General features: G+C 38.4%; 10 protein-coding genes. 9 read left to right on the plus strand and 1 reads right to left on the minus strand.

Annotated elements, in window-relative coordinates; translation table 11 throughout:
- Positions 1–121: 121 nt before the first annotated feature.
- Positions 122–1,987, minus strand: a complete 1,866-nt coding sequence (locus tag ACQ2HF_RS08280; protein WP_432413070.1) for an ABC-F family ATP-binding cassette domain-containing protein — start codon at positions 1,985–1,987, stop codon at positions 122–124.
- A 104-nt stretch (positions 1,988–2,091) separates the two neighbouring features.
- Between ACQ2HF_RS08280 and ACQ2HF_RS08285 the strand changes: the two genes are divergently transcribed.
- From ACQ2HF_RS08285 to ACQ2HF_RS08325, 9 genes are all read left to right on the plus strand, one after another.
- On the plus strand, positions 2,092–2,886 hold the full coding sequence (locus ACQ2HF_RS08285) for a polysaccharide biosynthesis/export family protein (RefSeq protein ID WP_432409961.1): 795 nt from the start codon (positions 2,092–2,094) through the stop codon (positions 2,884–2,886).
- Positions 2,886–5,360, plus strand: a complete 2,475-nt coding sequence (locus tag ACQ2HF_RS08290) for a polysaccharide biosynthesis tyrosine autokinase (protein WP_432409962.1) — start codon at positions 2,886–2,888, stop codon at positions 5,358–5,360. The genes ACQ2HF_RS08285 and ACQ2HF_RS08290 overlap by 1 nt, the downstream gene beginning before the upstream one ends.
- Before the next feature lie 26 nt (positions 5,361–5,386).
- Positions 5,387–5,977 (plus strand): sugar transferase, encoded by a 591-nt coding sequence (locus tag ACQ2HF_RS08295; protein ID WP_432409963.1) that lies wholly within the window; start codon positions 5,387–5,389, stop codon positions 5,975–5,977.
- 88 nt (positions 5,978–6,065) lie between these two features.
- Positions 6,066–7,352, plus strand: coding sequence for a nucleotide sugar dehydrogenase (locus ACQ2HF_RS08300; RefSeq protein WP_432409964.1), 1,287 nt, complete (start codon positions 6,066–6,068; stop codon positions 7,350–7,352).
- A 172-nt stretch (positions 7,353–7,524) separates the two neighbouring features.
- Positions 7,525–8,499, plus strand: a complete 975-nt coding sequence (locus tag ACQ2HF_RS08305; protein ID WP_432409965.1) for an SDR family oxidoreductase — start codon at positions 7,525–7,527, stop codon at positions 8,497–8,499.
- Between the two features lie 398 nt (positions 8,500–8,897).
- Positions 8,898–11,345 carry a hypothetical protein gene (locus ACQ2HF_RS08310; protein WP_432409966.1) on the plus strand — a complete coding sequence of 816 codons (2,448 nt, stop codon included), beginning with the start codon at positions 8,898–8,900 and terminating at the stop codon, positions 11,343–11,345.
- Between the two features lie 949 nt (positions 11,346–12,294).
- A complete protein-coding gene (locus tag ACQ2HF_RS08315) occupies positions 12,295–13,140 on the plus strand; it encodes an ABC transporter permease (protein WP_432409967.1) in 846 nt (281 codons plus the stop codon).
- Position 13,141: 1 nt separating this feature from the next.
- Entirely contained in the window at positions 13,142–14,350 is a 1,209-nt protein-coding gene (locus ACQ2HF_RS08320) for an ABC transporter ATP-binding protein (protein WP_432409968.1), read from the plus strand.
- Positions 14,351–14,384: 34 nt separating this feature from the next.
- The gene (locus ACQ2HF_RS08325; protein WP_432409969.1) at positions 14,385–15,215 is read left to right on the plus strand and encodes a sulfotransferase domain-containing protein; all 831 of its coding nucleotides are present in this window, start codon (positions 14,385–14,387) and stop codon (positions 15,213–15,215) included.

A 15,215-nucleotide genomic window follows, 5' to 3' on the forward strand; every position in this document is an offset into this window, starting at 1 on the left:
ATTTTAGCTACTGCTACTGCTACTGCTACTGCTACTGCTACTGCTACTGCTACTGCTACTACTACTGCTACTACTACTACTACTACTACTACTACTACTACTACTACTACTACTACTACTGCTATCCTTCCAATTTCTCACTTAATTCAAACCAGCGCATTTCTTTTTCTTCAATGCTATCTATGATATCTTGCAGGATTTTGGATTGTTTGTCTATTTCTTCGCCGCTCCAGCTTTCGGTTGCGAATTTGTTTTGAAGGGTTTCGCGTTCTTTTTCTAGTTTGGCAATTTCGTTTACAAGCCTTCCGTGTTCTTTTTGTTCGTTATAGCTAAGTTGTGGTTTGGACTGGTCTTTTTTCCAGTCGTTTTTGGGTTTGGAAGATGCCTCCGAAGCACTTTCGGAGGGAACACTGTCTTCATATGCTCTGTAATCGCTATAATTACCCGGGAAATCCTTAATCTCACCCTCGCCTTTAAAGACAAATAAATGATCCACAATTTTATCCATAAAATAGCGGTCGTGAGATACCACGAGCAAGCATCCTGGAAAATCCAACAGGAAACTTTCTAATACGTTCAATGTAACAATATCCAGATCGTTAGTGGGCTCATCGAGGATTAAAAAATTAGGGTTTTTAATAAGGATGGTACATAAATACAAGCGTTTTTTCTCACCACCACTTAGTTTTTCTACAAAGTCGTATTGTTTTTTTCGGTCGAATAGGAAGCGTTCCAGTAGTTGTCCAGCCGATATTTGCCGTCCTTTTTTTAACGGAATGTAATCCCCAAATTCGCGCACCACTTCTATTACCTTTTGGCCGGGTTTTATATCCATTCCTTTTTGGGTGTAGTAGCCAAATTGTATGGTTTCTCCAATCACTACTTTCCCTTTATCGGGTTGTATTTGCCCTGTGATCATATTGAGGAAGGTAGATTTTCCCGTTCCGTTTTTACCAATGATACCTATACGATCCCCTTTTTGGAAGTTATACTCAATGTTGGTAAAAAGCTCTTTATCTCCATAGCTTTTTGAGACTTTATGTAATTCTACCACTTTGGTTCCCAGGCGTTCCATGTTAAGTTCTAACTGTACTTCGTGGTCGTTACGACGTTGGTGGGCGCGTTGTTTTATTTCGGTAAAGTCGTCTATGCGGCTTTTGCTTTTGGTTGTGCGTGCCTTGGGTTGACGGCGCATCCAGTCCAGTTCTTTTTTGTAGAGTTGTTTTGCTTTGCCAGTTTCGGTGGCTTGGGTTTCTATTCTTGCGTCACGCTTTTCCAGGTAGTAGCTGTAATTACCTTTGTAACTGTAGAGTTGTCCTTCGTCCAGCTCAACAATCTCGTTACACACACGTTCCAGGAAATACCGGTCGTGTGTGACCATAAAAATGGTAAAATTCTCTTTGGCGAAAAGTTGTTCCAGCCATTCAATCATTTCCAGATCCAAGTGGTTGGTGGGTTCATCCATAATAAGTAAATCCGGATTTTGTAACAATGCCGAAGCCAGGGCAAGTCTCTTTTTTTGTCCGCCAGAAAGGCTGTTTACTTTTATCTCAAGATCTTCCAGTTTCAGTTTGTGAAGAATCTGGGTGTAACGTGTTTCAAAATCCCAGGCATTGTTGGCGTCCATGGCATCGAAAGCTACTTGGTAGATTTCGGTATCTTCTGGATTTTTTAGTGCTTTTTCGTAGCGGGCAATTACTTGCAGGATGGGATTATCCGACGCTAAGATGGTTTCCTCTATGGTAAGGTCTGGGTTTAGGTTGGGTTCCTGGGAGAGAAAGGCTGTTTTAAGGTTTTTACGGAAGACGATTTCGCCTTCGTCTGGCACATCTTCGCCAGAGAGCATATTGAGTAACGAGGTTTTTCCTGTTCCATTTTTGGCGACAAAGCCTATTTTTTGCCCTTCGTTAATTCCGAAGGAAATTCCTGAAAAGAGAATGCGCTCTCCAAAGGATTTTGCAATATTTTCTACTGAAAGATAGTTCACGTATACAATTTTTTGCAAAATAAGGTGTTTTTAGGCAGAACCCGTAAAATACCTTTCATTATTGTGAAGGTTGCTTTATATTTGTTGCATTACAACCCTGCTCTATGAACTGTAAATACCTGATTTTACTACTAGTGATCACCTTAGGGTTTACTTCGTGTATCTCTACAAAACAGTTGATATATCTTCAAGAAGATGGTAATTCGGTGGATAGTTTGTATACCCTTCAGAAAAAACAAGAGCCTTACAGAGTGCAGGTAAATGACCTGTTAAGTATACGTGGAAAGGCGCTAGACCCGGAGTTTGTTAGTACGTTTAATCCTACAAGCGATGCAAACCCAAATGCAACTGGGGAAGAAAAGTTATATTATGATGGTTTTGTAGTAGATCCACATGGGAATATTCGTATTCCTAAACTGGGAGAAGTCTCCGTCTTGGGGTTAACTGTTGATGAAATACGAGTAAAGATAGAAAAACAACTAACAGACGAATATTTTAAGCCGGAAGCCGAGCTTTTTATCACAGTAAAACTGGCGGGTATTCGATATACTATAAATGGTGAAATAGGTGGGCCAGGTTCCCGAATTATTTACCGGGATGCCATTACCATAATGGAAGCGATAGCCAATAGTGGCGATATTACTATAACTGGTGATAGGGAAGATGTGATTATTATACGGCAATACCCGGCAGGACAAAAGGTGCATCATATCAATCTTTTAAAGATTGACGCTATGAATTCACCTTACTATTGGATACAGCCTAATGATCTTATTTTAATTAATCCATTGCCACAAAAAGCTTTGGGTACAGGAACAACGGGTTTACAATCTTTTACTACTATTCTTACCGTATTTACCGCTTTGGTAACGACAGTTCTATTATTTACCAGGCTATAATGAGTGAAGATTTTAACATAAACGACGTACAGATAAACTTCGATTTTAAGGGGTTTCTCTTTAAGCTTTTAAGTTACTGGCCTTTGTTCTTAATCTGTTTGGCTATTGCTTTTGGGATTGCCTATTATGTAAATGTTCGGAAATTACCAGTCTATAAGATGGATACTTTGGTAACCATTAAAGACGATCAAAACCCCTTTTTTACTGCCAACACCAGCTTAACCTTTAACTGGGGAGGAACTACCGATAAGGTAAATACTGCTGTGGTAACCCTTGGCTCTCGTACCCATACCGAAAAGGTAGTAGAGCGGTTACAATATTTTTTAAATTATCAAAGAGAAGGCAAATATCAGTTGGTAGATGCTTATAAACAAACGCCTTTTCTGGTTGAAGTAGATACCATAAAACCTCAGCTATTAAACCAACAATTTAAAATTGTTTTCAAAGACTCAGTTAACTTTACTTTGTCTGCCGAGCTATTAGATGAAGGCAATAAGCTTTTTCAAATTTATGATAGTGAAAAGAAGAAAGTGCGACGCTTTGTGCCTTCTGGAATCTTCGAGCAGTCCTTTCAAATAGGAACTCCTGTTAGTACTCCATATTTTAACGCACTATTTTTGCCTTACGAGGAACTTCAAGTCATTCCTAATAAACCATATTACTTAAGTTTCTCCAATTTTGACAGTACTGTAAAAGGTTATATGGGAGTCACTATAAACCCTGCTACGCAAGGGTCTTCTGTTTTAAATCTGAGCCTTATTGGTAAAAACAAGGCACGTATAGTAGATTATTTAAATGCATCTGTTCAGGTACTCAGTGATAATATGCTATACCGGAAAAATCTCTTTGCTACCAAGACCATCAAATTTATTGATAGTAGTTTGGGTGTTAAAAGCAAGGAGCTCAAAGATGTTGAACAGGAATTGAACGAGTTTAAAGATAAAAACGCCATCTTTAATTTGGCATCTGAGGGTGCCGAAATAAATGGAAAGCTTAATGCACTAGATGTGCGGAAAGAAAGTGTAGATAGAGAGTTAACTTATTATAACACGCTGGAAGACTATTTACGTACCAGAACTGATTATAGAGAAGTGCCTGCTCCCTCCGTAGCGGGAATCAATGAAGCTAGTATTTCAGGCGGTGTTTCCCAAATAGTACAGTTGGCACAGCGTAGGAATACGTTAGAGTATTCTTATAAAGAAGGCGCTACACCTCTTCTGGATATAGATAGGCAGATTGATGCGGTTAAAAAAGTATTGTTGGAAAACATAAATTCTTCCAAAGGCCTAAAGAGTCAGGAACTTAAGTTTATAAATACGGAATTAGGTTCCCTGGAATTTCAAATACGAAAGCTGCCTAAAGAGCAACAAGACCTCCTTAAAATTGAAAGGCAGTATAGTTTAACAGATCGTGTATACAATCTTTTTTTAGCTAAAAAAGGAGAAGCAGATTTGGTAAAAGCTGCCAATGTGAGCGATGTACAGGTAATTGACGAGGCTAAGGATACAGGAGGTGGGAAGATAGGGCCCAATACTCAATTGAATTATGTAATGGCGTTGTTGTTTGGGCTTATTATTCCATTTGTGTTTGTTTTCTTGCGCGTATTTTTTGATACAAAAGTACACCACTTAAACGATGTGGAACGCAACTCAAAAATACCGATCCTCGGAGTAATAGGTAAAAGCAGAATGGATGGAAATCTTGCTGTGCTTACAAAGCCTAAATCGGGTATTGCAGAAGCGTTTAGGGCATTGCGATCTGGACTTCAGTTTTTGTACAGGAAACAGGGCCTTGAAGGGTGTAAAACGGTGCTTATTACCTCTTCGGTAAGTGGAGAAGGGAAGACTTTTACTTCTATTAACATAGCTTCGGTATTTGCGTTGAGTAATAAGAAAACTGTATTGGTTGGGCTTGATCTTCGGAAACCTAAAATATTTGACGATTTCAATATAAACAACAGTACCGGGGTGGTAAATTACCTGGTAAATGATGCCACGGTAACCGATATTGTTCAGCAAACAAAAGTTCCTAACTTAGATATTATTACCTCGGGACCCATTCCACCGAATCCTTCAGAATTATTGATAAGCGAGCGTATGGACCTGCTTATAGAAGAATTGAAAGAAACATACGATTATATTATCCTAGATACCCCGCCTATGGGCTTAGTGGCAGATTCCCTAGAATTGCTGAGGTATGCCGATGCAACTATCTATATGGTGCGCCAAAATTATACCCGCAAACGGATGTTGGCAATGATTAACGAGAAGTATAAAAAAGGAGAGGTTAAGAATATTAGTTTTGTACTGAACTACTACCAGGAAAAAGCCAAATACGGGTATGGCTATGGCTATGGCTATGGGTACGGCTATGGGTATGGGGGCTATGGTAAATATGCGAATGGCTATCATGAAGAAGAAAAACAGCCGGGCTATCTGCATCGTTTTCTTACCATCTTCCGCAGAAAAAAATAAACAGTGGTACTTAAATACCCTTTTTCATGCTTACCAGAAAGCAACAACATCGTAAACGTTTTTTTGACTTAACAGTTACCTTGTTACTGCTTCCGTTTGTTATAATTCCTGTACTTTTGCTCATTCTTATTGCAAGCTTGGTAACGAAGGCTAACGGATTGTTTGTACAAACACGTATAGGACAGTTTGGGAAACCTTTTAGACTATATAAAATAAGGACCTTAAGAGGAGTTGGACATACCGATATAGTAGCAATTAAGAGCAGCGAATTCCCTTTTGGAAGCTGGTTACGACGAAGTAAATTAGATGAACTGCCACAACTACTTAATGTGCTGAAAGGTGACATGAGTTGGGTAGGCCCAAGACCCGATGTGCCAGGATATGCAGATGTGTTGGAAGGAGATGATAGGATGATTTTAAATTTGAAGCCAGGAATTACAGGGCCGGCCACCTTGAAATATAAGGATGAAGAAGTACTGTTATTACAGCAGCCTAATCCTTTAGAGTATAATGATACAGTGATTTGGCCCGATAAGGTGAAGCTAAATAAACTATATATGAAGCATTGGAGTTTGAAAAGGGATGTGGGCTATGTGTTTCAGTCTGTATTTGGTTGAATACAGCAAGTACTGGTACCGCAGTAATAAAAGATATATAAACTAAATTGAGAGTGCGGGGTGAGATTCCCGCCTTCACAGGAATACCATGAGAGAAAAACCGACTATTGCAATTATAGGATTGGGCTATGTAGGCCTTCCACTCGCTGTTGCCTTTGCTGAAAAGTACAAGGTGATAGGTTTCGATATAAATGAAGCGCGTATTGCAGAACTAAATCAAGGGACAGACCATACACTGGAAATAAGTGATGAAGAATTACAAAAGGTGCTACAAGGTAGTGAAGCAGGTTCGTTAACAGTAACTACTGATGCTGCCGCTATGGAAACTGCAACCGTTTATATTGTCACGGTTCCTACACCTACCAATAAGTATAACCAGCCTGTGTTGACGCCACTTGTAAAAGCCAGTGAAACTATTGGGAAGCAGCTTAAAAAAGAGGATATTGTAATCTACGAATCTACCGTGTACCCTGGTGTGACCGAAGAAATATGTGTGCCTATATTAGAGGAGCAGTCTGGAATGACGTTTAATACAGATTTCTATGCTGGTTATTCTCCCGAACGAATTAACCCAGGAGATAAAACACACACCGTAACACAGATCCTGAAAGTGACTTCCGGCTCTACGCCTGAGATTGCCAAGGAGATAGATGCTTTGTATGCTTCGGTAATTACGGCGGGAACACACTTAGCTCCAAGTATTAAAGTGGCTGAAGCTGCCAAAGTGATAGAGAATTCGCAACGGGATATTAACATTGCCTTTGTAAATGAGCTGTCTAAAATCTTCCGTTTACTGAATATAGACACCCATGCGGTATTGGAGGCAGCAGCGACCAAATGGAATTTTATAAAGTTTACCCCAGGTTTAGTAGGAGGACATTGTATAGGAGTAGACCCTTATTATCTGGCACAGAAAGCACAGGAAGAAGGCTATAATCCAGAGATAATTTTGGCAGGAAGACGTATGAATGATGGCATGGGGAATTATGTTGCCCAAGAGGTGATTAAATTAATGATCCAGAAAGAATGCAAGGTGAAGAACGGTCACGTGCTGTTAATGGGAATTACCTTTAAAGAGAATTGTCCGGATATCCGCAACAGCAAAGTGATAGATGTAATTGAAGAATTAAGAAAGTACAACCTCCATATAGATGTGTATGATCCGTGGGCAAATGCTACCGAAGTGTACAACGAGTTTGGTTTACACTTACTTACCTCTACAGAGCAACTAAAAGAAAACTACGAAGCCGTGGTATTAACCGTTGGACACAACCAATTTACAGATTTTGCCTTTGAGAAGCATTTGGCGTCACCGTCTGTAGTGTTTGATGTGAAAGGGTTTTTGCCTAAGGAGAAGGTGGATGGATGTTTGTAAGAGGTGTGAGTAGTGAGGTGTGAGTTTTTAGGATTATTGTCACACTGAGCTGGCCTGTGCTGAGCACAGTCGAAGTATCGAAGTGCTAATGGAATAGTCTTCGACAGGCTCAGACTGACAATTAACTATTCACTTTACCCCGATTGAGAAAAAATAATATAAAATTTACATCGTGTACAACACAAAATATCATCCTGAATCTTTAGAAAATTATTCCTTTTTAGTAACTGGAGGGGCAGGATTTATAGGCTCTAATCTGGTTACTTATCTGCTGAAATTTGGCGCTAAGAAAGTACGGGTACTGGATAATTTTGCTACGGGATTCCGTGAGAATTTAAAGGCTTTTGAGGGAAATTCGGCTTTTGAATTATTGGAAGGTGATATCCGCGATGTGGAAATGTGCAAACGCGCCATGGAAGGAATTGATTATGTTTCTCACCAAGCTGCATTAGGTAGTGTCCCAAGAAGTATTAACGATCCTGTGACTTCTAACGATGTAAATGTTTCAGGCTTTTTGAATATGCTGGTAGCGCAAAAAGAAAGCGACACGGTAAAACGCCTCGTGTATGCAGCGAGCAGTAGCACGTATGGGGATAGCCAGAATTTACCAAAAGTAGAAGGTACTATTGGAAAGCCCTTATCGCCCTATGCGGTGACCAAATTGGTAAACGAATTGTATGCCGATGTGTTCCATACCACCTACCAGACCCAAACCATAGGGTTGCGCTATTTTAATGTATTTGGTCCCAACCAAAGCCCAACAGGAGCTTATGCCGCCGTTATCCCTTTATTTATGCAGGCCCTTAAAGACGGCAAAGGACCTACCATTAATGGCGATGGCGGACAAACACGTGATTTCACCTTTGTAGAAAATGCAGTACAGGCGAATGTAAAAGCTATGTTTGCGAGTGATAAAGCTGTAAATGAGGTATTTAATGTAGCCTACGGAGAACGCATAAGTTTGAACACGCTTTGGGAAGATTTACAAGCCGTTTCTAAGAAGACCTTAGCGGCTAACCACGGTCCCGATAGACAAGGAGATGTACGAGATTCTTTAGCCAATATTAATAAAGCGCGTACCCTTTTAGGCTATGATCCTTTGTTTTCTGTGAAGGATGGGCTAAAGGTTACCTGGGAGTCGTTTTAATAACTGAATTGTATCCTATCTTCCACTTTTTACTTTTCTGTCTTCCAATTTTTACTTTCCTCTAGAATGTATTTGAGTATCAAAGGGTAGCCTTCTGATAAATCATTTTACTTTGCCAAAAATCTATTTTTGGAACAATTTTCCCTCATTTTGATGAAATTGAAATGTTAAAGTTTTAAAAGACTATCGTAACATTACTTATGGCAAAGAATTTTCCTACAGAAAATTGTCGTTTTATCGAAACAAAAAAACACCTTAACGATTTTATTAAGTATTTGTAGCCAGGCACTGCCTAGGGCTAAGTATATCGCACATAATTTGTTGTTTTTATGCGAATTACATATTATTGTTATGATACCATCTGGTACGATAAATTTTACTTTTTAAAAATAATCTTTATGAAAAACAACTACACCTCTCAATTTGAAACCATCTTTTTTTTATGTGTTTTATCTTTTTTTTCTTTCCATACGTTTGCACAGGTAGGTATTGGAACTATAACTCCTAACCCCAATTCAAAACTGGATATAACGTCTACCATTACAGAACCGGGTGGATTGCTTTTGCCAAGAATGACGCTGTCTGCCACTAACAATGTGGCACCTTTGGCAGCGCATGTGGAGGGGATGGTAGTGTATAATACCGCTACTGCTGGGATTGCTCCCAATAATGTTACTCCGGGTTATTATTATAACGATGGCGGACAATGGGTGCGTCTTGCTGCGGCTTCTACACCAAGCAGTGACTGGACCACGACAGGAAATACCGGATTAAATGCTACTAATAATTTTTTAGGAACTACAGATAATATTGGGGTAAGATTTAGATCAAACTCTTTTAACCGTTTTGAAGTAAGTACGGGAACAACACAAGCCAATGGCGGAAGACTTCGTGCTTTTACAAATGGAGATGCCGCTACGCCTATCTATTCCTGGAATACCAATGTGGGAACAGGAATGTTTCAGCAAGCAGCTAATGTGATAGGTTTTTCAACCAACACAACCGAACGATTTAGAATACCGAACGCTAACCAGGTTCACGCTATTGCAAATGGCACTGCAGCGCTACCCTTTTATTCCTGGGCATCGGATCCGGATATTGGAATGTTTAGAAATGCTGCAAATACATTGTCTTTGTCTACTACTGGAGCGGAAAGAATGCGTTTCCTTGCCAATGGACAGGTAATATTAAATAATACTGGAGCTCCATATACAGGAGATCGATTTACTGTACAGGGAGCACTTGATGAATTTGCTATAAATGGTTATACCTCTGGAGTAGGAGCTGCAGGTGTATATGGTGAAAATATTTCAAATAATGGAGTTGGTGTTTTTGGTAGTGCTGACCTTGGTTGGGGAGTTGCTGGACTAAGCACTGGTGGCGGTATTGGCGTGGAAGGGTACAACCCAGCAGGAGGTCTAGGTGTAAGAGGGTTAAATGATGGAGCGGGAATAGGAGTAGGAGGGTATAACACTTCTAGCGGAACTGCTGTGTATGGCTGGAATCAGGGAACTGGAAATGGTATTAGGGGGGATGTTGCAAATTCTCAAAACGGAGTTTACGGTCAGAATCAAGGGGCGAACGGAAGTGGTGTATTTGGAATTACCGATCAGAATACTGGTATTGGAGTAAGAGCTTCCAACCTTGGGACAGGAACTGGAATACTTACTGTTTCTGGGGGTATATCCGGAAGTTATTTAAATAGCTCAGGGATGTCTGCAAATGGTCCCGCAGGATCTTTTTCGTTAGGTAATACGAGTACAGGAACAGGTGTGGTTGGTGTTGGGAATAACAATACTGCTTCCATCATAACGAACGTAAATGGAGGGGGAGTTGCTGGTAGTGGAACCCAAAATGGTGTATTTGGGTATGCTGGGAATGGTGACAAAATAAATGGAAATTTAGGAAATGCTGCAGGTATTTTTATATTAGATACGGATAATAATATTACCAATAATGGGCTAAATAATAACAATGGTGTTAGAGCGACCGCTGTAATTGCAGGATACGATAATGTTGGCTTTAATGATGATGGAGGGGCTGTTTTTGTGAACCAGGATAGTTATTTTGGAGGATATTTTAGTGGGGGTACAGAAAGAACAGGTCCAGCTACTACTACTACATCTTACGCTTATGTGGGTATGCGTTACAATACAGCAAATACTGGATTGTCCGGAACTGATTTTAAAATAGTAGGACCAGGATCTGTTTCTACTATTATAAAGGATGATAAAAATGTACCAAGAATTATGTTTGCACCAGAAGCACCAGAAATTGTATTTCAGGATTATGGCGTTGGTAAACTGATAAATGGGCAGGTGTATATTCCATTAGACCCTGTTTTAAAACAATCGTTATTTATTGATAATGAACATCCCTTAAAAGTATTTGTTACCCTGGAAGGAGATTGCAATGGCGTTTATGTTACTAACAAATCTGCCGATGGTTTTACGGTAAAAGAACTTCAAAATGGTACCAGTAACGTTCCTTTTTCCTGGCAAATTGTTGCTAACAGAGCAGATACTAAAGATGCAAGCGGTACTATCGTTTCAAAACACGTAGGGCTAAGATTACCTGTAGGTCCGGGGGCATTAAAAGTTAAAGCGAAGAATGCTGAAGTACAGCAAGCTATTAAAACAGATGGGATGAAACCTTCCGTTTCAAGTACCCTAAGCGAAAGTGCAAAACAACCCTCAAAAGGTACTGGAACAAATGGTGTAGAAAGCAGTAATAAAACTCAATTACAAAAACCTGCAAACACAACGAAGGTATCAGATACTAAAACGGTAGATACTAATACAACTATCCCAACTCCGTACTCAAAAAGAAAAGGAGATACCAAATAGATTTGGGTCTTTAAAAATCATTACAACCCTGCAGGCTAAAAACTCTGCAGGGTTTTGTATATAAACGTTTCTTTACCGTGAGATTATTTTTGTGTATGAAACCATAACACCGTTAAAAACACTAAATTTTTACTTGAAGTTTGCGTTGCCCTTGGCTTTTTCTGGAAAAGGAAATCCGCACAGAATACAGAGCAGACTCCTTTCTTACCGCAAGGAAAATTATGGGTTTGTTTTGCATTGGTTTGTTGACTACTAATAACAGATATTTAGTAAGCCCTATAATGCGATTTGGTACAATTTTCGGTTTTACGTTCCGCTTTGGTTTTTAAAAAACACCTGCGAACCTTCCTAGGCTATAGCCAACTGAAACCTTGCAGGATACGACGGGTGGCTTGTAGGGTTTTTCTTTATAAAAAAGCCTACCGCCCTTTCACCGCAACTACACCGCAACTAGACCGCAAGGAGACCGCCCTTAGACCGCAAGGAGCAGCGCTTTTAATTTGAAGCTCCAAACGCTACTTTCCAGATTCCAAAGGCTACAGGTCTTTTTTAAGGTGTAGGTTTTAGATGGCCATTATATAAAGTTCTTTTTAGGGTGCAGCCTTGTTTTTTTGGGTATGAGATATATTAATAACTTTCCTTGTTTTCCTACAAGGTTGTGCGTGTATACTTACTTTTAATATTCGACACGGGTTGACACGGAGTATATACGGGGTACATACGGGTGAGATACGGGGTTGCTACGGGGTAAGATTGGGGTAATTTTGATAGTTTTATAATTTTTCTTCCTACAAATAACAGAATCTTCTTTTTGTTTTTTGTTAGAATTATGGTTTCTGTAATAAACTCACGGTAAGATTTGAATATAGGGTAGTTAAATAGTAAATTGCAACTCTAAGCAAACTAGTTCTTAATCTCAATCTTTACCTGTACTCTATACCTATACTTAATGGAACTGCCTACTAGAATATATCAAAAAGAACAGGCTGTAAGTTTTGGAAAACTTTTAAAAGATAGTTTTCGGGATATGCGGTCGTCTTTGTTTTTGGCAAAACAACTAGCTGTTCGTGATATAACGGCACAGTATAGACAATCTTTTTTAGGGATTCTTTGGGCTTTTATTACACCGCTGGCTACGGCCATGGTGTGGATCGTGCTAAATAGCTCTGGCGCTGTTAAAATCTCCGCTACAGGCTTGCCATATCCCGTGTACGTTATTTCTGGAACTTTAATCTGGTCTATAATTACAGGTGCCATTAATTCCCCCATGCAAAGCACAAAAGCTGCTAAAGGTATTCTAAGTAAAATTAATTTCCCTAAAGAGGCGTTGGTGGTATCGGGAATCTATAAACTCCTATTTAATATTCTCCCTAAATTAATCATCATGATTGTTTTTCTGGTGATTTATGGTGTTTCCTTTCAGGCTTCTATGCTGTTGTTTCCTTTTGTAATTTTGGCAGCTATCTTTTGTGGTACCGCCATAGGATTTTTTATTACACCTATTGGGATGCTGTATACTGATGTATCTAAAATTATTTCGATGGGACTTCAGTTTTTGATGTATGCGAGTCCTGTTGTATATCCTATTCCAAAAAGTGGAGTTTTAAAAACATTAATGGAGTGGAACCCACTCTCTCCTTTATTAATTACCGCCCGGGATGTTTTGGTGGGGAGTACACCTGAATATCTTACATATTTCCTTATCGTATTGGTTGTATGTGTACCGCTATTTTTTATTGGGTTGGTATTGTACCGTATCTCTATCCCTATTATTGTTGAACGTATGAGCGCCTAATATGAAAGAGAAAGAAGTCTTAGTACGCGTAGAAGGACTCTCTAAAAAGTTCTGTAAAAACCTTAAAACCAGTTTGTGGTATGGCGTGCAGGATTTGTTTTCTAATGCTACCGGAAATAAGAATGAGCGCCAATTGCGCCCCAAGGAATTCTGGGCGGTAAAGGATATTAATTTTGAGCTACGCCGGGGAGAATGTCTGGGCTTGATAGGCCATAACGGCGCTGGAAAATCTACCTTACTTAAAATACTAAACGGCCTTATTAATCCCGATGCTGGAAAAGTGACCATTAAAGGAAGAGTAGGTGCGTTAATTGAACTGGGAGCAGGCTTTAACCCTGTCCTTAGTGGACGGGAAAATATCTATAACAACGGTGCCATTTTGGGCTTTACCCGAAAAGAGATTGACGCTAAAGTAGAAGAGATCATAGACTTTGCCGAAATACGTGAGTTTATAGATATGCCCGTACGTAATTATAGTAGCGGGATGAAGGTGCGCCTGGGCTTTGCCGTGGCAGCGCAAATGGAGCCCGATGTTTTAATTATAGACGAAGTATTGGCGGTTGGAGATTTAGGCTTTGTACTTAAATGTTTTAAGACGATTGATACTATTTTACCTAATACTGCCATTGTTTTTGTGTCTCATAGTATGCCAATGGTTTCAAGAATTTGTAACCAGATTATATTAATGGAAAAAGGTGTTGCAAAGTTTCAGGGGGATAACGTGTCAAAAGCAATTGATTTATATTACAGGCGTTTTGCAGATAACGAAAGCAATGTAATTTTTACAGATAATAGTCTAGAACTGAAAGAAATTAAAATAATAAATGACAATCCTATTTTAGATGGATTGCCACAATTACACTGGGGTGAAGAATTTAAAATTAAATTAAGTTTTAAACTCAATCAACAAATTGAAATGCCTCAGTTTATAATTAATATTTTTGATAAGGAACAACGCCCAGTTGCTCTTTTTGAAAGAAATCAAGTGCCTGAAAAATCTCAAAAAATTGAGAAACATCTTGAAATTATTTTGAGTCATAAAAACCTTCAATTATCTAAAGGTATTTATTCATTAAATATATCAGCTGTTGATGGTATTTCTAAAACGCCCAAATTGCGAATAAATAGTATTATTTCTTTTCAATTAGCAGACGATCAAGAAGTTTGGCAATCATTTTTATTAAATGCATCTTATGAAATTTTGAGATAACGTTAATCCAAAAATTTAAAAATACTAAAGCACTATGATTTCTATCAATTTAGGTACTGTAAAGCCTTCTTTTATGATAATTGGAGTGCAAAAAGGTGGCACATCATCTATATATCACTATTTAGCACAACATTCACAAATAATTGCTCCTAAACAAAAAGAGTTACATTATTTTGATACTTTTAACCCAACGCCAAACCAAGCATATTTAAAATTTTTCCCCAAAAGTTATCTAACTAAAAAAATATCTTTTGATGCTACACCCCGTTATATTTATTATCCAGGTACTGCAAAAAAGATTTATGATTTTGATCCAAAGATGAAATTTATTGTCGTTTTGAGAGATCCTGTAAAAAGGGCATTTTCTGCTTGGAATATGTATCGACAGATGGCTTTAGATCCTCTTAAAAAAGAAATCTCAATGAAAAATCAAGAAAAGAATCCTTTAGATAGAAATTTCAATTATTTTTATTCTAAAGAATTTCCTTCTTTTTATGAGTGGATAAATTTTGAATTGAGTGATGATTTTCCAAATGAAATTTTAGAACCATCAATTATTAGAAGAGGCCATTATTCAAAACAGATTCAAGAATATTTAAAATATTTTTCTCGTGAATCGTTTATTTTTATTGATTTTAAAAATCTCAAAACTTTAACAATGCAATCTTTAAACGAAATTTCAGATTTTTTAAAAATATCTCATTTCGATAAAGAAAAATTAGACATAACACCTCAAAATAAAAGGACATATACAGAGGGAATTTCTGAAGAGATTTATGAGAAATTAATTAGATATTACAGATCAGAAAATAAAGAATTAGAAGAGTTAACGGGGCTTAAATTAGATTGGATGCATAAAATTTAA

The organism is Rasiella sp. SM2506 (assembly GCF_050859505.1).
Lineage (GTDB): Bacteria > Bacteroidota > Bacteroidia > Flavobacteriales > Flavobacteriaceae > Marinirhabdus.

Excerpts from the sequence above, each read along its gene's own strand:
- ACQ2HF_RS08285 (WP_432409961.1), top strand. The coding sequence starts at position 2,092 with ATGAACTGTAAATACCTGATTTTACTACTAGTGATCACCTTAGGGTTT.
- ACQ2HF_RS08290 (WP_432409962.1), top strand. The coding sequence starts at position 2,886 with ATGAGTGAAGATTTTAACATAAACGACGTACAGATAAACTTCGATTTT.
- ACQ2HF_RS08295 (WP_432409963.1), top strand. The coding sequence starts at position 5,387 with ATGCTTACCAGAAAGCAACAACATCGTAAACGTTTTTTTGACTTAACA.
- ACQ2HF_RS08300 (WP_432409964.1), top strand. The coding sequence starts at position 6,066 with ATGAGAGAAAAACCGACTATTGCAATTATAGGATTGGGCTATGTAGGC.
- ACQ2HF_RS08310 (WP_432409966.1), top strand. The coding sequence starts at position 8,898 with ATGAAAAACAACTACACCTCTCAATTTGAAACCATCTTTTTTTTATGT.
- ACQ2HF_RS08315 (WP_432409967.1), top strand. The coding sequence starts at position 12,295 with ATGGAACTGCCTACTAGAATATATCAAAAAGAACAGGCTGTAAGTTTT.
- ACQ2HF_RS08320 (WP_432409968.1), top strand. The coding sequence starts at position 13,142 with ATGAAAGAGAAAGAAGTCTTAGTACGCGTAGAAGGACTCTCTAAAAAG.
- ACQ2HF_RS08325 (WP_432409969.1), top strand. The coding sequence starts at position 14,385 with ATGATTTCTATCAATTTAGGTACTGTAAAGCCTTCTTTTATGATAATT.